General features: G+C 44.4%; 16 protein-coding genes and 1 pseudogene. 8 read left to right on the top strand and 9 right to left on the bottom strand.

What is annotated here, in order from left to right:
* Positions 1–57 precede the first annotated feature (57 nt).
* Together MiAbW_RS14220 and MiAbW_RS14215 are read left to right on the top strand one after the other, a co-directional pair.
* On the top strand, positions 58–2,073 hold the full coding sequence (locus tag MiAbW_RS14220) for a ribonuclease catalytic domain-containing protein (RefSeq protein WP_151696637.1): 2,016 nt from the start codon (positions 58–60) through the stop codon (positions 2,071–2,073).
* A gap of 185 nt (positions 2,074–2,258) precedes the next feature.
* Positions 2,259–3,437, top strand: coding sequence for an AI-2E family transporter (locus MiAbW_RS14215; RefSeq protein WP_151696636.1), 1,179 nt, complete (start codon positions 2,259–2,261; stop codon positions 3,435–3,437).
* A gap of 336 nt (positions 3,438–3,773) precedes the next feature.
* Here the strand turns inward: MiAbW_RS14215 and MiAbW_RS20170 are convergent.
* A pseudogene (locus tag MiAbW_RS20170) lies at positions 3,774–4,943 on the bottom strand (IS701 family transposase).
* A gap of 311 nt (positions 4,944–5,254) precedes the next feature.
* Between MiAbW_RS20170 and tatC the strand changes: the two are divergent.
* The 3 genes from tatC to psbB all read left to right on the top strand — a co-directional run bounded on the left by tatC (position 5,255) and on the right by psbB (position 8,251).
* Positions 5,255–6,016: a twin-arginine translocase subunit TatC gene (gene tatC, locus MiAbW_RS14205; RefSeq protein WP_151696635.1), complete on the top strand. Its 762-nt coding sequence runs from the start codon at positions 5,255–5,257 to the stop codon at positions 6,014–6,016.
* A 78-nt stretch (positions 6,017–6,094) separates the two neighbouring features.
* Positions 6,095–6,406: a hypothetical protein gene (locus MiAbW_RS14200; RefSeq protein WP_002749272.1), complete on the top strand. Its 312-nt coding sequence runs from the start codon at positions 6,095–6,097 to the stop codon at positions 6,404–6,406.
* Positions 6,407–6,724: 318 nt separating this feature from the next.
* Positions 6,725–8,251, top strand: coding sequence for a photosystem II chlorophyll-binding protein CP47 (gene psbB, locus MiAbW_RS14195; protein ID WP_151696634.1), 1,527 nt, complete (start codon positions 6,725–6,727; stop codon positions 8,249–8,251).
* Between the two features lie 228 nt (positions 8,252–8,479).
* Here psbB and MiAbW_RS14190 read toward each other — a convergent pair whose 3' ends face one another.
* The 7 genes from MiAbW_RS14190 to MiAbW_RS14155 form a co-directional block, all read right to left on the bottom strand.
* Positions 8,480–8,599, bottom strand: coding sequence for a photosystem II reaction center protein J (locus MiAbW_RS14190; protein WP_045362404.1), 120 nt, complete (start codon positions 8,597–8,599; stop codon positions 8,480–8,482).
* A gap of 42 nt (positions 8,600–8,641) precedes the next feature.
* Positions 8,642–8,761 carry a photosystem II reaction center protein L gene (locus tag MiAbW_RS14185; RefSeq protein ID WP_002735805.1) on the bottom strand — a complete coding sequence of 40 codons (120 nt, stop codon included), beginning with the start codon at positions 8,759–8,761 and terminating at the stop codon, positions 8,642–8,644.
* A 10-nt stretch (positions 8,762–8,771) separates the two neighbouring features.
* A complete protein-coding gene (gene psbF, locus MiAbW_RS14180; protein ID WP_002736175.1) occupies positions 8,772–8,906 on the bottom strand; it encodes a cytochrome b559 subunit beta in 135 nt (44 codons plus the stop codon).
* A gap of 25 nt (positions 8,907–8,931) precedes the next feature.
* Entirely contained in the window at positions 8,932–9,177 is a 246-nt protein-coding gene (gene psbE, locus MiAbW_RS14175) for a cytochrome b559 subunit alpha (protein ID WP_151696633.1), read from the bottom strand.
* A gap of 78 nt (positions 9,178–9,255) precedes the next feature.
* Positions 9,256–10,248 carry a photosynthesis system II assembly factor Ycf48 gene (locus MiAbW_RS14170; protein WP_151696632.1) on the bottom strand — a complete coding sequence of 331 codons (993 nt, stop codon included), beginning with the start codon at positions 10,246–10,248 and terminating at the stop codon, positions 9,256–9,258.
* Positions 10,249–10,354: 106 nt separating this feature from the next.
* On the bottom strand, positions 10,355–10,702 hold the full coding sequence (locus MiAbW_RS14165; protein WP_151696666.1) for a rubredoxin: 348 nt from the start codon (positions 10,700–10,702) through the stop codon (positions 10,355–10,357).
* 1,119 nt (positions 10,703–11,821) lie between these two features.
* On the bottom strand, positions 11,822–14,242 hold the full coding sequence (locus MiAbW_RS14155) for a phosphoketolase family protein (RefSeq protein WP_151696631.1): 2,421 nt from the start codon (positions 14,240–14,242) through the stop codon (positions 11,822–11,824).
* Between the two features lie 555 nt (positions 14,243–14,797).
* Between MiAbW_RS14155 and gap the strand changes: the two genes are divergently transcribed.
* Together gap and MiAbW_RS14145 are read left to right on the top strand one after the other, a co-directional pair.
* Entirely contained in the window at positions 14,798–15,832 is a 1,035-nt protein-coding gene (gene gap, locus MiAbW_RS14150; RefSeq protein WP_002793129.1) for a type I glyceraldehyde-3-phosphate dehydrogenase, read from the top strand.
* A gap of 107 nt (positions 15,833–15,939) precedes the next feature.
* Positions 15,940–16,308, top strand: coding sequence for a hypothetical protein (locus tag MiAbW_RS14145; protein ID WP_151696630.1), 369 nt, complete (start codon positions 15,940–15,942; stop codon positions 16,306–16,308).
* Between the two features lie 65 nt (positions 16,309–16,373).
* Here the strand turns inward: MiAbW_RS14145 and MiAbW_RS14140 are convergent, their stop codons facing one another.
* A complete protein-coding gene (locus MiAbW_RS14140; protein ID WP_151696629.1) occupies positions 16,374–17,561 on the bottom strand; it encodes an RNA-guided endonuclease InsQ/TnpB family protein in 1,188 nt (395 codons plus the stop codon).
* Between the two features lie 91 nt (positions 17,562–17,652).
* On the opposite strand from MiAbW_RS14140, the gene ygfZ reads away from it, so the two are divergent.
* On the top strand, positions 17,653–18,660 hold the full coding sequence (ygfZ, locus tag MiAbW_RS14135; protein WP_151696628.1) for a CAF17-like 4Fe-4S cluster assembly/insertion protein YgfZ: 1,008 nt from the start codon (positions 17,653–17,655) through the stop codon (positions 18,658–18,660).
* The last annotated feature ends 191 nt before the right edge of the window (positions 18,661–18,851 follow it).

The following is an 18,851-nucleotide window of genomic DNA, read 5'->3' as shown; positions in this document are numbered from 1 at the left end:
GTAATCGATCGAGGATGATAGAAAATAGACAAAATAGATAGGCAGTAAGGGGAAGCAGTGGATAAGGGAACGCTGGTAGAATTTCGAGTCCAAGGAGAAAGGCGCTTAGGGGTGATCGATCGCCCAGAAGGTAAAAAAGATTGGATCGTCATCGATCAAGGGGGAAACCCGCATAAACTGCGTCCCCAACGCTTCGATTACATTATCAAAGCAGGTCCATCCAACTATAAAGAGATTGGCAATTTTCTGCGGGAAGTCCAACCCTATCTAGATACTAGTGGTTTAGAAGTGGCCTGGGAATTATTAGCCGGGGAAAATCAGTTAGTCACTCCCGAAACCATGGCCGAGATTCTCTTTTCCGATCGCAGTCCGCAGTTTTGCTATGCAGCCCATTGTCTCTTGAGTGATGATAAAGTTTATTTTAAAAATAAAGGGGATGGTTACGAAGCCCGCTCGGAAAATCAGGTAGAGGAAATCAAACACCAGCTAGAGGTAGAACAACAGCGTCAACGGGAAAAAAGCCAATTTCTCCAACGTCTCCAACAGGCCCTGGCCGGTGAAACGGTAGAATGGTCAGAAAGCGATCGAATTCGTCTGGAGTCTCTAGAAAAATTTATCCTCCAACCCGAACAAAAATATCCAGCAGCCATGGAAATACTCTCGCTGCTGGGCCGTTCCCAAACCCCCGAGGCCGCTTTTGAATTGTTAGTCGATTTGAAATGGTGGAGTAGTCACGAAAACCTTTTCCTGCGACGCAGTTCCTACCCTGTTCAATTCTCGAAAAAGGTACTTGATGTGGCGCGTCTTAATTTACTCAATCCCCCTGCGGATGCGGATGTCAACAATCGTCTCGATTTAACCCACCAAAAAATTTATACCATCGACGATGAAAGTACCGAGGAAATCGATGACGGATTATCGGTAGAAATTCTCGCGGATGGTGGTCATCGTCTCTGGATTCATATTGCCGATCCTAGCCGTTTAGTGCTTCCCGATGATGAATTAGACCTAGAAGCGCGTCGTCGCAGTACCAGTCTTTATCTTCCCACGGGAATGGTTCCCATGTTTCCCCTAGAGTTGGCCGCCGGTCCGATGAGTTTGGTACAGGGTAAACTTTGTCCTGCCTTGAGTTTTGGGGTAATCCTCGATGAAACGGGGGCGATCGCCGATTATCGGATCCATCCTAGTACAATTAAACCCACCTATCGCCTCACCTACGAAGATGTGGACGAAATGTTACATCTGGATCTGCAGCATGAACCGGAAGTGAGGATTCTCAACCGTTGGGCAAAACAACGCCACGCATGGCGCAAATCTCAGGGATCGATTAACATCCAAATGCCAGAATCATCGATTAAGGTGAAGGATAACGACGAAATTATCATAGAATTGCAGGAGGTATCCCCATCTCGGCAATTAGTGGCGGAAATGATGATTTTAGCTGGAGAAATCGCCGGTCGCTACTGTCAGCAACACGAGATACCCGTGCCTTTCCGCGGACAACCACAACCAGAATTACCCCCCGATGAGGAGTTAATCTTACTACCTGCCGGCCCCGTGCGTTCCTGTGCCTTGCGTCGCTGTATGCCGCGCAGTGAGATGACGACGATTCCTAACCGTCATGCTAGTCTGGGATTGAATACCTATTCCCAAGTAACTTCGCCAATTCGCCGTTATACTGACCTTTTGACCCATTTTCAACTAAAAGCTCATCTCCGGGGCGATAAACTGCCTTTTACCCGGGATAGAATGCAAGAAATTCTCTATAGTGTCGCTAGTTCGGCCCAAGAGGCCACCTCGGTGGAACGACAAACTAATCGTTATTGGAGTTTGGAATTTTTGCGACGACAGGGAGATCAAGTTTGGCAAGCTTTGGTGTTGCGCTGGCTACGAGAAGAAGAAAATTTAGGCTTGATTTTATTGGAGGAATTGGGGTTAGAATTACCCCATCGTTTTGAGCGATCGGTATCTTTAGGCGATCGCTTTCAAGTACAAGTTAGTCGCGCCGATCCCCACCGCGATGAGATCCGCTTTCGCGAGTTATCGGGTTTTGTCTCCTCGCAAGCAAGTTAATCTCTCGCGGAGTCAGGAGTTAGGAGTCGGGAGATAGGGTGATAGGGATTTAGGGGTTTAGGGAAATTTCAGCCAAATGCTCCACTACCCCACACCCCATCACCCCACTTCCTCTTTTGGAGTTAGCGGGTTAGGCTTCGATCTGTCAGAATACAAGTATTGAAACAAACCCTTTAAGAGGCTTCATGGTGGAAGTTAAAGTCGTTCCCCCGAAACGCAATTGGGTTCAGACGTGGTGGCAATCCCTGAATTCCTTATCTCGCTTACTGGTAATTGCTCTAGCTGCACCACTTATAGTTCTGAATGCCTGGGCATTATCGGCAATTTTTGGCTATTTTGAATCTTTATTTGTTATTTTACTGATAGCGGCCGTTCTATCTTTTCTCTTGGGTTATCCGGTGACTTGGTTGGAACGTCAGGGATTAAAACGGGGTTTAGCTGCGATCGTGGTTTCCCTGATCACGATTTTAATTTTTGTGGCTGTGGGTATAACCCTAGTTCCTTTAGTCTTCACCCAAGCACAGCAATTCGTCAACAGATTGCCAGAATGGTTAGACTCGGGACAGCGCCAACTGATGCAACTAGATACCAAAATCGACACGATGAATCTGCCAATTCCGATCAGTTTCGATGGTGTTATCGCCCAGTTTAACAGTCGTTTAGGGGCAGAATTGCAGATTCTAGCGGGAAGAAGCGTTAATTTAGCCCTTAATCTCACCGTTTTTACCGTGGTGCGGGTGCTTGATGTGCTGCTAACCATTATCCTCACCTTTTATCTACTTCTCCACAGTCCCGATATCTGGAGGAGTATTATCCAATGGTTGCCCAAACCCGTCCAACAACCCTTTTCCCTAACCCTACGCTTAAGTTTTCAGAATTACTTTGTCGGCCAGGTAATTTGTGCTACCTGCATGGCCCTGGGATTAGTCACGGCATTTTTATCGATTAAAGTCCCTTTTGGTCTCCTATTCGGCCTCTTGATTGGTACCATGGCCTTAATCCCTTTTGGGGGAACCGTAGGCATTGTCACGGTGACAGCTTTACTAGCTTTGCGCGATATTGGTTTAGCTCTGCAAGTTTTAGCCGTGGCTGTAGTGGTGCAGCAAATTGTCGAAAACGGCATTGCTCCCCGGATTTTGGGCAGTGTTACCGGGTTAAATCCCTTTTGGGTGTTGGTCTCGGTCTTGACGGGGGCGCGAGTGGGCGGTTTACTGGGGGTGATTGTCGCGGTTCCCATGGCGGTAATGATCAAGGAAGCTTTGGAGGTTATCCGTCAAGTGACACCAGAGGAGACAAAACACGGGATAATTAAACCCTCTCTCCCCCTAGAATCAGAATCCTCTAGCGAGGTGGTTTCTCGCTGAAGAATGACTGACGGCCTGATCTGGGGGGATGTGTGCAGTAATATTGGACGGGAGAAATCGGCAATTTTCTCGCAGCTTCTTGGCTTTTCTCCCTCGATCGAGTTACCGCTCTTCTGGAACTCTAGGCAGAAGAGAAATAGGAATTGCGTGGAAAAACCTTCTCTAAAAGAGAATTTATTAATTTATTAAGCAGGGAAAATAACCGACAGAACAAGCGAAGTTTTGAGGACTAAAAACAACGACTAACCAAGGTTTTAAGAGATTGAAATAACGTAAAAGTTGAACAAATAATCGTAGATTATTTAAGATATTTTTCCACCCCTTACCTTGATTACACTAAGGATGTTTTTTAATTTCTTCCTTAGCTGGGTTAGCCAAATCTAAATTAGCTTCTTTCGATTCACTTAGTTGTTCTGACTGTAGGCTTACCATTAAGTAAGCACTCATGACCATTTCCCACCATCTTTCAATTCGGCTATAGTCAGTTACTCGAAAGTCTGCCCAACCCAATTCATTTTTACTCTGTTTTAACCAGTACTCTACCCAATTTCTTAACCCGTATAAGTTGCCTACCTCTTGATACCTAATCTGCGGTACTTTCGTCATAATGTACCAAGTTGATTTCTCTGGTAGGCTTTCTTTATTATTAGTGACTTGTCAATATTTGATTTCTCTTTTCTTGCCAAAGATAATCTCCCTTATCTACCTTTTTCTATCTTGCCTGTTGAGAATATTCTGTCAAACTCTCGCCATTTATTGTATCTTACTCTTTGCCCTGATGGCGGCCACACTCCGTGATTGCTCCGAATCGCAAGCACAAAGTTCAGCTTTTCTTTATTTAAGATACTAACCAAATTTTCCTTGCTTTCCCCATATTCACTGTCTGCCAGCACCAGCTTGATTTTAAATCACATTTCTTTCAGTTTTTTGATTAGTTCTCTCCCGATTTGTGGCTTAGTTTTATATTGATATCCTTCTTTTAATCTCTCTCTTGGTTTATAGCGGTTCTCACGCCCGTGTGACACACTTAAACCTTTGATAATTAAGCTTTTCAACATTGATAATGTACCTCTTGCGAACAGGAAACGCTATATAAACTTTAGCTATTAGAGGAAAGGTCATTAATCTAAATAAACCATAAGCCGTTACTGCTACAATTCCATTTTCAATCTTTCCGAGATTACCAATATATTGTATCTTGACATAATCGGTTGTTTTACCTTTCTTTTTATCTCCTGTTTCGTCGATAATTACCATGATTTCTTCCCCCCTAATCAGATTGAGAATTAATTTCAATCTTCTATTTCTCAATTCTTCTACTGATCAGGGTGTCTCGGTTAAAAAGTGATCTAATCCTTCGGCATCTTCCAATACTACTACCTTGGCTATCGCTGGTAAAGTTTTCCTTTTTATCTCTGAAATTAGCCCCAGATGTAGATACTTGAAATATTCAAAAGTTCTAACTTCTGGAAATAAGTCTCTATAGTTTTCGCAGTAGTCATCAATGAATTTAAGCGTTGGTTCGGCTGGGCGTGGCTTAACCATATACCACCTGTTGATTTCAGGCTATATATAGCGGTTCTCGCATCTGTGCGGCACACTTAAACCTTTGCTGATTAAGCTGTTCAGAATCGGGAATGTACCTCGTGTGAATCAGAAACGCTATATATTAATTCTATCTCCCCCAGAGTCCCAGAAGATCGATAGCTTTGCTAGTAGAGGCAAGATTCAGCCCAAGAATCCCCACGCCTTTAGGCAACGGGAGTGTTAACAATGCTAGGATAAAGGCTTGAGTAGAGAACGATCGAGCCAAAGCTATGTCATCGACAGAAGTAAAAACCCCACCCCCAGACAGCCCTGAATTCCTCGATGAGTTGCCCGGAGAAGTGGAAATGTCCTTATTTGACCACTTGGAGGAGTTGCGGCACCGGATTTTTTATAGTTTAATTGCCGTGGCTGTAGGTGCGGTGGGATGTTTTATCTTCGTTAAACCCCTAGTGCAAGTGCTGGAAGTTCCCGCCCAAGGGGTAAAATTTTTGCAGTTAGCTCCGGGAGAATTTTTTTTCGTCTCCCTAAAAGTAGCTGGATATAGCGGCATACTGGTGGCTAGTCCGGTCATTCTCTTGCAAATTATCCTCTTTGTGCTGCCGGGGTTAACCCGTCGCGAACGGCGTTTAATTGTCCCGGTAGTCTTAGGATCGAGTGTTTTATTTTTTGCCGGTTTATTTTTTGCCTATATTGCCCTGATTCCCGCCGCTTTAAACTTTTTTGTCAATTATGGGGCGGAAGTGGTCGAACAAGCTTGGTCGATCGAGCGCTATTTTGAATTTGTCTTACTTTTGCTGTTTAGTACCGGCATCGCCTTTCAAATTCCCGTTATTCAATTGATTTTGAGCTTTTTAGGCATTATTTCCTCGCAAACGATGTTATCGGGTTGGCGTTTCGTGGTTTTAGGGGCGGTGATTTTGGGCGCGATTTTAACCCCTTCCACAGATCCTCTCACTCAATCCCTGTTAGCAGGGGCGGTCTTGGGTCTATACTTTGGGGGCATTGGGGTGGTGAAATTAACGGGACGTTAACAGTTTTTTGATAAAATTTGACGGCTGAAAACTAATTAAGCCAGAAAGCTAGAGATTGATTCTAGATTGAGTAACAAAGTGAAATATTTTTTCTTAACGGCAGGTTGGACAATAGGACGAGTGTGGGAATTTGGCGGTTTGTGGGACCATGCGAGTAGTTGGCGACGACCACCGCAGATAGAGCGATTAAATATCGGTATTTTAGAGGGAGAACAGGTTTTATGGCTTTATAAGGTGGAAGAAGCTGTGATTATGGTAGAAGTTGCCCCCAAGAGTGCAGAAATTGCCGATACTGTCCCCACCATCGGGCAAGTGGTGCTAAAACGCTTGATTAGTGCCGAACAAGTCCTCGAAATCCTGCAAAATGCCGAAGAATTGCTGAGGAAGTAATCAGGAGAGAGGAGACAGAAGAGAGGAGACAGGAGATTATTTTTATTTATTCTCCCCACACCCCATCACCCCATCACCCCATCACCCCATCACCCCATCACTGGCACTCCCTGATTTCTGGCCGAAAATCGATCGCAAAGACTTGAAATCTGTTCTAACAATAGTTACACTTCTTTAGAATAGATACACTTTTCAAGGGATAATGTAGGTCGGCTAACTCTTGCACTTAACAGTCGAGATTGTTGGGCTTATATTTTGACCCTGAATATAAAAAGCGTCTAAGTGGACACTAAATTGTCAATAGGAGGAGCGTAGTCAATGGGACTACCTTGGTATCGAGTACACACAGTCGTTCTCAACGACCCGGGCCGTTTAATTTCCGTTCACCTGATGCACACCGCACTGGTAGCGGGTTGGGCTGGCTCCATGGCCCTCTATGAGCTTGCTATTTTTGACCCCAGTGACCCCGTATTAAACCCGATGTGGCGGCAGGGAATGTTCGTGCTGCCCTTCATGGCCCGTTTAGGTGTCACCGGTTCTTGGGGTGGCTGGAGCGTCACCGGCGAAACTGGTGTTGACCCCGGTTTCTGGTCTTTTGAAGGCGTTGCCGCCGCTCATATCGTCTTATCCGGTCTGCTATTCCTAGCGGCCGTTTGGCACTGGGTTTTCTGGGATTTAGAATTATTCGTCGATCCCCGCACGGGCGAATCTGCCCTCGATTTGCCGAAAATGTTCGGTATTCACCTGTTCTTATCCGGTTTACTTTGCTTTGGTTTCGGTGCTTTCCATCAAACAGGCCTTTGGGGTCCCGGGATGTGGGTTTCCGATGCCTACGGTTTAACCGGTCATGTGCAGCCCGTAGCTCCCGAATGGGGACCGGCTGGTTTTAACCCCTTTAACCCTGGAGGTGTGGTAGCTCACCACATTGCTGCGGGTATCGTCGGGATTATCGCTGGTTTATTCCATTTAACCGTTCGTCCCCCCGAAAGACTCTATAAAGCCCTGAGAATGGGTAATATCGAAACGGTGCTTTCTAGCAGTATCGCCGCCGTTTTCTTTGCCGCTTTCGTCGTGGCTGGAACCATGTGGTATGGTAATGCTACCACCCCGATCGAACTCTTTGGCCCGACCCGTTACCAATGGGATAAGGGCTATTTCCAAGAAGAAATTGAGCGTCGTGTGGAGGCCAGCATCGCCAATGGGGCCACCATCGCTGAAGCTTACCAAGCAATCCCCGAAAAACTGGCTTTCTATGATTATGTCGGTAATAGCCCCGCTAAAGGTGGTTTATTCCGTACTGGTGCCATGGATAGCGGTGACGGTATCGCAAAATCTTGGTTAGGACACCCTGTTTTCAAAGATGGCGAAGGTCGCGTCCTGAGCGTGCGTCGGATGCCTAACTTCTTTGAAACCTTCCCCGTTGTCCTGACTGACTCGGAAGGTATCGTTCGCGCCGATATTCCTTTCCGTCGTGCGGAATCGAAACTGAGTATCGAACAAAGTGGTGTTACCGTTTCTTTCTACGGTGGTGCTCTCGATGGTCAGGTCTTCAGCGATCCTGCTGATGTGAAGAAATTTGCCCGTAAAGCGCAACTCGGTGAAGCTTTCGAGTTTGACACCGAAACTCTTAAGTCTGACGGGGTATTCCGCACTTCTCCGAGAGGTTGGTTTACTTTCGGTCATGCTGTCTTTGCTTTACTATTCTTCTTTGGTCACATCTGGCACGGTTCTCGTACCCTCTACCGCGACGTATTCGCCGGGGTTGATCCAGATCTGGAAGAACAAGTGGAATTCGGTTTATTCCAAAAATTGGGTGATCTTAGCACTCGTAAACAAGAAGTTTAGTTTTAGCTAAATCATCTATATAAAAAAAGGAGTCAAGTCTTTGACTCCTTTTTTTAATTATTAGTTCTCCTGCAAACGTGAGACTAAATCCTGTTTAAAGGGTACAGGAAAGTGGGAATTGGGTTTTTAAAGTTCGATCGAGCTTTACCTTTAAGCGAATATTGAAAAAACCGCTAGTTATAGAAATAACTAGCGGCTTTTTGCCGGGGGAAATTACCTGCAATGGAATTACAGAGAGGAACCTAAACCAGCGTAAGCTCCGTAGAAGAAAAGACCAACCACGGCTATAACGCCTAGACCGGCGATGGTGGCGACTAACCACAAAGGAATACGACCTTCTGCGAACATGAATAACACCTCCTAATTGCGATGACAATAAATCGGGACTAATTAGTTAAAGAAATAGCTGGAAAATAAAATTCCCAAGACAGCAACTAGGAGTAAACCTAGGTAAAGAGAAGTACGATTTAACTCGACGGCTTGCCGATTCGGATTAGGTGTTCTTTCCATAATTGTTCTCCTAGCGTTGAATAAACTGCATTGCCGCAATTGCACCGATAAAGAAGACAGTGGGGACAGCTAAGGTATGAACTGCCAACCAGCGAACGGTGAAAATGGGGTAAGAAATGGGTTGATTGGGATTACCACTAGCCATTGTTTTTATCCTTAATTAAAGTAAACTACTGATTAAACTGCTCGATTTGATTTTTGGCCTCAAAGCGATCATTAACGATCGGCAATTCTTGACGCTCTTGAGTGTAATACTCATCGGGACGGGGAGTGCCAAAAACATCGTAAGCTAAACCAGTGCTCACGAATAACCAACCTGCGATAAAGAGCATGGGGATGGTGATGCTATGGATAATCCAGTAACGAATACTGGTAACGATATCGCCAAAAGGACGTTCGCCGGTACTACCTGACATGGACGGTTCTCCTCGGAATGATAGGACTTGAAAAATTCAATCTCTATAATAGAGACTTTGTTGACCCTGAGACAAGTTTTAGGCCGGTTCGCTAGGGGGATTATATTTCAGTAAAACCCCATTTTGTCCCAAGACAAAACCCTTGTCGGAATTGATAAAAACAATTCGATAGAGATTGGAGGGGACACTTTCCACCGCGCGATCTTTTTGCCAAGATTGGCCGCCGTCATCACTGACCAAGAGATTGCCGCTACCACCAGCGACCCAAATTTCTTCGGGAGTGCGGTAGTTGAGGTCTAAAAGTCCCCAACTGGTGGAAAACTCCGGGAATACCTTATCTTCCCATGTATCGAGATCATTGGGGCTAGTAAATTGTAGTTGACCACCCCGGGCCAGGGCCCACAGTTCCCCTTTTTCACCATAACCGACTTTTTGTAAGCGGCGGGAAGAAAGACGATTGTGGGGTTGCCATTCTGTTGACCCCGGTTCCCAAGTGGAATAAAAGTTCCCGCGTGCGGAAACGGCCACGTATTTACCATCATGGGAACGAACAATTGTCCGGGCCACACCCACAGCACCTTCCACTAAAGCTTGCCAAGTTTTGCCCCCGTCTTTGGTACGGTAGATAGCACCTAAATCCGTGACCATTTCGGCGGTTTTGTCGTTGAGGGCGATAATTCCGTAGGGAGAACCGGGTAATTTTTCACTTAAGGGGATACGGGACCAGCTGCTGCCCCCGTCTTCGCTATGGAGAAGAATCGAGGGTTTACCGACAATCCAACCCTCTTGGTCGTGGAAACTGACGGCGCTAAAGCTAACTTTTTCGTCGCCAAGGTTGAGGACTTTTTGCTGCCAACTGTTCCCCCCATCGCTGGTTTCAAAGAGGGTAGATTTGGTTCCCACTAACCAACCGTGCTGCAGGTCGTCGGTAAAGGAGATATCGGCAAAAGTGGAGTCAGTGTCGAGGGTGAGGATTTGCCAAGGACTACTGCTCAGGGATGGCACACTACTACAGCTAAAGCAGAAAAAGGCTACAGCTAGAACTATTACGAATTGTTTCAGTTTTCTCATCAATGGTTCAGAGGTATTGGTCAAGGAATCGGGAGGGATTAAGGTTTGTACCCGATGGGTAACAGGCTCATAAGAGCCGTTGGATTAAAGATAATGAGTGCTTGAGTTAGTTTAAACCATATAAACTAATAAAGAAAACAAATCCTAGCGCTAAAGCCCCGAAAATCAAAATATTTTTTTGTGCGGGAGTGAGACGGTTGACTCCAAAACCATAGCTAAGATTTTCTTGGAATCCCGAAGGAGCATCTTTAGCTCCAATGTTGATAAATTGGGAACGACGCACACCACACACGGGACAGCGCCACGTTTCTGGCAATTCCTCGAAGGGGGTTCCAGCGGCAGTGTTGGTTTTACCATCTCCCTTGCTGGGGTCGTAAACATAGCCGCAGGAGCGACATTCGTAGTTGGCAGGGGCCTGGTCGGCTAGAGTTAGTTCTGGTGGGCGATCGCTCATGACTAAGATTAAAGGAATTTTCAACACTCTGTTACAAATTATCCTTGAAAATTGACCCCTCTCACGGGCAAGCCCTGACAGAATAGCCAGTTTTCAAGTCTGAAAAGGATTAGCGAGGCAGCATATCAGCTTTAAAAAAAGGAACATTAATCTATTAGGGCTTAAATGTCTATTAAAACTTTATTAAGTTTATATTTGGGCTATTTACCCTGATTTTGGTACTCAAATTTATTCCGAGAAATTGAGAAATTTCAGGCAGGGAAGAAATTAGGGGTCTGATTTCTCACCTCTAACCGATTATTCTTGACCAAATTGACTAAATCTCTGGCTTAATTTCTTCTTAGAGGTGAGAGTAAAGCTAAATTACTTGTCTCCATATTGAATCAATTTATAGCGGTTCTCACATCTGTGTGGCACACTTAAACCTTTGCTGATTAAAATTTTCAACATCGATGATGTACCTCTTACTAACAAGAAACGCTATAATCAATTTTAGCGATCGCTTTTATATTCTGGCATAAATGGGCTGCTCCCCCAAGCAACAAGGTTGATAACAATTGAGTAATCTGCTTATAGGAGAGTCGCTACTCATCTAATTGTTGTGACTTAGTTTAAATCTTTGATCCGAAAAAATATTTGATACTTGACGATTTCTTTTCAATATCTGATTGGTTGAGTATTTTTTTTTGATTATTCAGATTTTTTTCTTTGAAAAGACCTATAGTTGTTTATGCTTCAAACTGAAGTGGGTAATATGGGTTTTAAAATAAGGCTTTTGACCAGTTAAAATCCGATGTTAGTGCAAGAACATAGGATTGGGAACTTCAAAAGTCTTCCATTATCCTTCTTGTCGTACACACACTGGTACTAAAAAGGAGGGCAACAAGGCCTGAAACTCCTGACTACCGACTACTGAAGCCTGACTCCGTTCGGCGGTTCGGCGGTTCGGCTGAGCTCACCGTCGAAGCCTGAGCTCAGGGCCGAAGCCTAACCCCACCAACAAACTTTTTCAGCAAACCCTAATTAAGCTCAAAGAATATTTTCTTGAGGTGGAATAGGAAGATGAAATTTATCAATAAACTAATAAAATATCATCACCTAAACCACTTTCTAGCCTAATTAATAAGGCCATTTCCAGTTAGTAATCTCGTCCTTATCGATACCATTGGTAAAAGCATAATCGAGGTTGTCGATAATAGCATTTTTCATCCGTTCTTTCACATGACCAGCAGCAGAACCTAATTTCGGCACGCGATCGATGACATCAATTACTAAATGAAAACGATCAACTTGGTTACGAATCGCTAATTCTAGGGGAGTATTAATATTCCCTTCTTCTTTGTAACCGCGCACATGAATACGTTCTTGATTACTGCGACGGTAGGTAAGTTTATGAATCAGCCAAGGATAACCGTGAAAATTAAAGATAATTGGCTTATCAGGGGTAAATAAACTATCAAAATCCCGTTCCGATAAACCGTGAGTGTGTTCACTTTCCGACTGTAATTTAAACAGATCAACCACATTGATAAAGCGAACTTTTAAGTAAGGAAATTCCTCCCGTAAAATTGCAGTTGCTGCCAAAGATTCTTTAGTGACAATATCCCCACAGCAAGCCATAATTACATCCGGTTTATCGGGATTAGTTCCGTCATCATCGTTACTTGCCCAATCCCAAATACCGATACCTTTGGTGCAGTGTTTAATTGCTTCTTCAATGGTCAAGTATTGCAGGTGTTTCTGTTTATCCGCAACGATAATATTAGTGTAATCCTTGCTCTTGAGACAGTGATTAGCCACACTTAATAAACAATTCCCATCGGGGGGAAGATAAACACGCACCACGTCGGCACTTTTATTGGTTACTAAATCGATAAAACCAGGATCTTGGTGACTAAAACCATTGTGATCCTGCCGCCAAACCACCGAGGATAATAACAGATTCCAAGAGGAAACAGAAGCACGCCAAGGCACATGATTTTTGCAGATATCGAGCCATTTAGCGTGTTGGTTGAACATGGAATCGATAACGTGGGCAAAAGCTTCGTAGGAGTGAAATAAACCGTGACGACCGGATAATAAATAACCCTCTAACCAACCGACTAAAGTATGTTCACTCAGCATCTCCATCACACGACCATCGGGAGATAATTGACTACCATCTAAATCCTCTGGATAGGTATCAGCTAACCAAGTTTTTTTAGTCACTTCATAGAGAGCCGCTAAACGATTAGAAGCGGTTTCATCTGGACCAAAAACGCGAAAATTAGTCATATTATTTCGCATGACATCCCGCAAAAATACCCCCATCACTCCCGTGTTTTCCGCTTCCACTTGGCCCGGGTGGGTGACATCTACGGCATACTGACGAAAATCGGGCATTTTTAGGTCTTTACGCAGCAAACCGCCGTTAGCGTGCGGATTAGCACTCATGCGACGATGACCAATAGGAGCGAGTTCTTTAAATTCCGGCTTAAATTGACCCGTGGTATAGTCAAATAATTCCTCCGGGTTATAGCTTTTCATCCACTCCTCTAATTTTCTCAAGTGGTCGGGGTTTTCGTGCATAGCACCCATGGGGACTTGGTGAGCGCGCCAGAATCCTTCCACTTTATGACCATCAACATTTTTCGGACCCGTCCAACCCTTGGGAGACCGCAGGATAATCATCGGCCAGGGGTAACGTTTAGCCACTCCCGTGCTGCGAGCTTCCTGTTGATAGGAGCGAATCTGATTGACACAGTGTTCTAGGGTAGCGGCCATTTTTTGATGGCAGTGCAGCAGGTCTTCATCTTCCTTACATTCGACGATGTAGGGAGTGTAACCGTAACCGACAAAGAGACTTTCTAACTCGTGGGTCGAAATACGGGAGAGAATGGTGGGATTAGCGATTTTATAACCGTTTAAGTTTAAAATTGGCAGTACCGCACCATCGCGAATCGGGTTGAGGAATTTATTCGAGTGCCACGCGGTAGCAAGGGGACCGGTTTCTGATTCCCCATCACCAACGACCACGGCCGTAATTAGGTCGGGATTGTCAAAAACAGAACCGTAGGCATGGGAAACACTATAACCTAGTTCGCCGCCCTCATGGATAGAACCAGGGGTTTCGGGGGTGACGTGACTACCGATGTGACCGGGAAAAGAAAATTGTTTAAAGAATTTTTGTAATCCTTCCTCGTCTTGACTTTTATCGGGGTAAATTTCCGAATAGGTTCCTTCTAGATAAACCGGACCGAGTACCCCCGGCGCGCCATGGCCGGGACCTGCCATAAAAATCACATCGAGGTCGTATTTTTTGATTAAACGGTTGAGGTGAACGTAGGTAAAACTTAAGGCCGGACTTGCTCCCCAGTGACCAAGCAAACGATACTTAACGTGTTCGGGTTTAAGATGTTCTTTGAGCAGGGGATTATCGCGCAGATAAATCATACCTACAGCTAAATAGTTACAGGCGCGCCAATAGGCATGGGTTTTATAGAGTTCGTCTTGAGAAAGGGGATTTTGCTCTGTTAAGGGTCTTTCTGGTGCGAATACCATGAATATTTCTCCGATATCTATGAACGATGAGATTAAGAGAGTTGATAGACAATTTCTCCAGATTATCGAGAGGGTTAACCCTCGGCTGGTTTTCAAACTATAATCAAGAGTTTAACCTTTTGATCCGTAAAAAACTATTAAAATAAGCTATATTTTACTGATTCTGCTTGGGGAATTTATGTCAGTCTGGCGGGGTTTTTAAATAGCTTTTAAAGGCATATTAATTTCTTCTTAACTTAGGGAACAATAAATTCTCAGAAATCTTTTCATTATTTTTTAATGTCAACTTTTCCCAAAAGGCTATACGATCTCGTTCTCGTTTGTCGGCAAAGGCCTAATCAGGTTTTCTCGATGCCGGTGGCGGGGACGACTGGGGTAGCAAATTGATGATTTTTTATCTTGGAAGTACTGAAACTTAAAATCTTTCTATACTTCATCTAGCGATCGATAAAAGCTGATTAACATATTAGGTGATTCTCTACAGGCTAATCAATTCTCGAATTGTTTTTTCTTGATCGTGCCTAAGCTTATCGCAGCTGCAAAGGAGTTTTTTTCATGACAAAAGTAAGAGTCGCTATCAACGGATTTGGTCGTATTGGTCGCCTCGTTTTTAGGGCGGGTATCCAAAATCCTGATTTCGAGTTTGTTGGTATAAATGATCTTGTCCCCCCCGATAATATTGCCTATCTGCTCAAATACGACTCCACCCACGGACGTTTTCAGGGTACGGTAGAAGCAAAAGAAGATGGCATCGTCGTGGATGGTAAGTTTATCCCCTGTTACTCCATCAAAGACCCCGCGCAACTGCCCTGGGGTGCAACCGGGGCCGATTATGTGGTCGAGTCCACCGGTTTATTTACCACCGCCGAAGGAGCAGGAAAACACCTAGAAGCTGGGGCCAAACGGGTGGTTATTTCCGCACCCACCAAAGATCCCGACAAGATTCGTACCATTGTACTAGGTGTTAACGATAATGAGTACGATCCCGCTAAAGATCTGATTGTCTCTAACGCTAGTTGTACCACCAATTGTTTAGCCCCGATCACCAAAGTTATTAATGATAACTTTGGACTAGCGGAAGGATTAATGACCACAGTACACTCGATGACCGCCACTCAACCCACCGTGGATGGTCCATCGAAAAAAGATTGGCGCGGTGGTCGCGGTGCTGGTCAAAATATTATCCCCTCCTCCACGGGAGCAGCCAAAGCAGTAACCCTAGTTATTCCTTCCCTAAAAGGCAAATTAACGGGTATGGCCTTCCGTGTGCCAACTCCCAACGTTTCGGCGGTGGATTTGACCTTTAAAACCGAAAAAGCCACCAGTTACGAGGAAATTTGCGCAGCTATGAAAGCCGCCAGCGAAGGACCGATGAAAGGTATCCTGGGTTATACCGATGAGGAAGTGGTATCGAGTGACTTTATCACTGACCCCCGTTCCAGTATCTTTGATGCTAAAGCTGGCATTCAACTTAATGCCAATTTCTTTAAGGTCGTCTCTTGGTACGATAACGAGTGGGGTTACTCCTGCCGGATGTTAGACCTGATGAAAATGATGGCAGCTAAGGAAGCAACCCTAGTAACAGCCTAAATCAGCTATCAGTTATCAGTAACCAGTAAACAGTGAACAGTGAAAAAACAGCACTTTTAATGCCTTTATCACTTAATACTCAAATCTGATAACTGATAACTGATAAGATGAATCCAAAATTTAAAGATATTACTGCTTGGGAACAGGCACAATTATTAATGCAGCCGGCATTTATTCGGGTGCTGGATAATCTGCGTAAACAGTTAGAAAATTCCCTCTGGAAAGGAACTTATACAGAAATTCAAGATCCCTATCCCAGTTATCTGCTCTGTTTGACTTATCTCGATCGCTCCGTTACTGTAAATATTTGGGAACTTTGTTTTCAAGTCTGTTTTCTCGATTATCCCACCGATGAAGGAGAGAGCGTCACCATCGATACCAGTCTCCTCGATCCCACCGGTGAACTAGATTGGCAGAGTTTGGAAACGAAAACCGAGCGCATTATTAAGCAATTATTCGCTAATTTACCCCATTGACATCCTCACCGCCGTAAAACGGACGGCGATTCCCAAGCCTCACGATTTGGGCTTCGGCCGTGAGCTCAGCCGAACGGTTTCTGCTTCTTTCCCGAAGGATTTTTCGCACCTGCCTTAACAGATTTACTCTGTTCTGGTCTTATGGTCGCTCTACAGACTGACACCGCAAGCCCTGCGGCCAAAATATTTTTACTGGCGTTAATATCTCGGTCATGGTGAGTCCCACAGTCTGGACAGTCCCACTCTCGAACATTTAACGGCATTTTCTCAGCAATATGCCCACAATTACTACATCTTTTAGAACTAGGAAACCATCTATCTATTTCGATGTAATTTCTGCCGTACCAACGGCATTTATAGGCTAATTGTCGAGTGATTTCTCCCCAACTAACGTCAGATATTGCCTGAGATAATTTCGGGTTTTTGACCATATTCTTGACGGCTAAATTCTCAACCACAATTGTTTGGTTTTCCCGAACTAATTGAGTGGTTAGCTTGTGTAAATGGTCTTTTCTGCTATCGGTGACTTGAGCGTGAATCCTGGCTACTTTGATTCTTGCCTTTTCTCGATTCTTTGAGCCTTTCTGTTTTCTAGAAAGATTTTTTTGTGCCTTTCGCAGTCTCCGATAATGCTTGTTAAAATGCTTGGGATTAGATACTTTATCGCCATCGCTGGTAATTACTAGGCTACTAATTCCTAAGTCAATTCCGATGGCTTTATCTGTTACTGGTAAAGGCTTAATCGTTGGGTCATCAAATCTTATTGAGATATGCCAACGTCCAGAAGGATGTAATCTGACTGTTACTGTGCTTGGTTCACAGCTTTCTGGGATTTGTCGTGACCATCGAATAGGTAAAGGTTCTGTGCATTTAGCTAAATAGATTTGTCTGTCTTTAAATTTAAAAGCAGACTTGGTAAATTCGGCACTTCCTCCTTGATGTTTTTTCTTAAAGTTAGGATACTTAGTACGACCAGCAAAGAAGTTAGTAAAAGCTGTTTGTAAATGTCTTAACCCTTGTTGTAAAGGTACACAGCTTACCTCGTTGAGAAAGTCTAATTCTTCTTGTTTTTTCCACTCGGTTAGCATTGAAGAAGTTTGGGCATATCCTACTCTTTCTTGCTTTTCGTACCAAGCTTGTGTTCTGGCATGGAGAGCTTTGTTGTAAACTAATCTTACACAGCCCAATGTGCGCAGCAATAGCGACTCTTGTGTTGGTGTGGGGTAAAATCGAAACGAATAGGCTTTTTCCATGTCTCACATTTTAGCATATATTTCGTAAATGCGCTAATATTTAACAGTAAAGCCGTCGTTCTACGACGGGGTTTCAGAACCAAAATTTTCGATGAAAGCAGCGTTAGAAACGATCAAGGCAGCGTATGCCGCTAATTTTCTGAAAGATTACAGCAATGATCCCCAAAGTTTAGCATCCCAAACAATTTTAATCGATCGCTCCGATTGGGGTTTATTAGAATTAAAAGGCCAGGATCGACTGCGTTTTCTTCACAATCAAACCAGTAACGCTATCGATCGCCTGAAACCGGGTCAGGGTTGTGAGACAATTTTCCTTAACTCTACCGGTCGTACCCTCGATTTTGTCACAGTTTACGCCAGCGATGATTCCCTCCTCATCCTCGTTTCTCCCCAACGTCGTCAATTTTTACTGGAATTGATCGATCGCTATATTTTCCCCTTCGATAAGGTGGAAATTAGCGACTTAACCGATAATTTTGGCATTTTCACCCTAATCGGTACTGAAAGCGGGCAATACCTGCAAAAAATCGCCGTTCCAGAGCAGATTTTAACGGGGGTGCAGCATAGTCATTATCTCCTTTCTCAACCCCCCCTGAGAGTGGCCGTCGGCACCGGCTTAGACCTACCCGGATATACTTTAATCGTTGCCGCCGCCGAAGCAGGCCCCTTTTGGGAAAATTTAATTAAAAATGGCGTTACCCCCGCCGATGAGCAGGTGTGGGAATACCTGAGAATCCATCAAGGCCGACCAGCAGCCGATCGAGAATTAACCGAAGATTATAACCCTTTAGAGGCCGGTTTATGGCGAGCGATTGTCTTTGATAAGGGCTGTTATATTGGTCAAGAAACTATCGCCCGTCTCAACACCTATAAAGGCGTAAAACAAAGACTTTGGGGCATAAAACTCAGCCAACCCGTCCCTAGTAATACCCCGATTATTTTAGAAGCGCAAAAAGTCGGTTTACTCACCAGTGTGCTGGAGGATTTTGGCTTGGGTTATATGAAAACAAAAGCGGGGGGAGAGGGTTTAAAAGTACAAATCGGCGAGGCAACAGGAGAATTAATCCCTTTACCCTTCCTCTCTCACGAATACCCCTAGAAAACTGGGAAGTGGGAACTGGGAAGTGGGAACTGGGAATTATGAATTATGAATTATGAAGAACGTAGCGACTGTCTTGATTGTCAAGGGGTAATTCAAAAAAACTCAAGCAGTTGCCGTAAAACTCAAAATCTCAAGCCGGAAAAAAGCGCAGCAAAAGCTAAGCTGCTCAGGTTAAACCAAAGCAAGCG

Origin of the sequence: Microcystis aeruginosa NIES-4325 (assembly GCF_008974145.1) — a bacterium.
GTDB classification, from domain to species: domain Bacteria; phylum Cyanobacteriota; class Cyanobacteriia; order Cyanobacteriales; family Microcystaceae; genus Microcystis; species Microcystis aeruginosa_G.
This window is presented reverse-complemented; position numbering and strand designations above follow the sequence as displayed.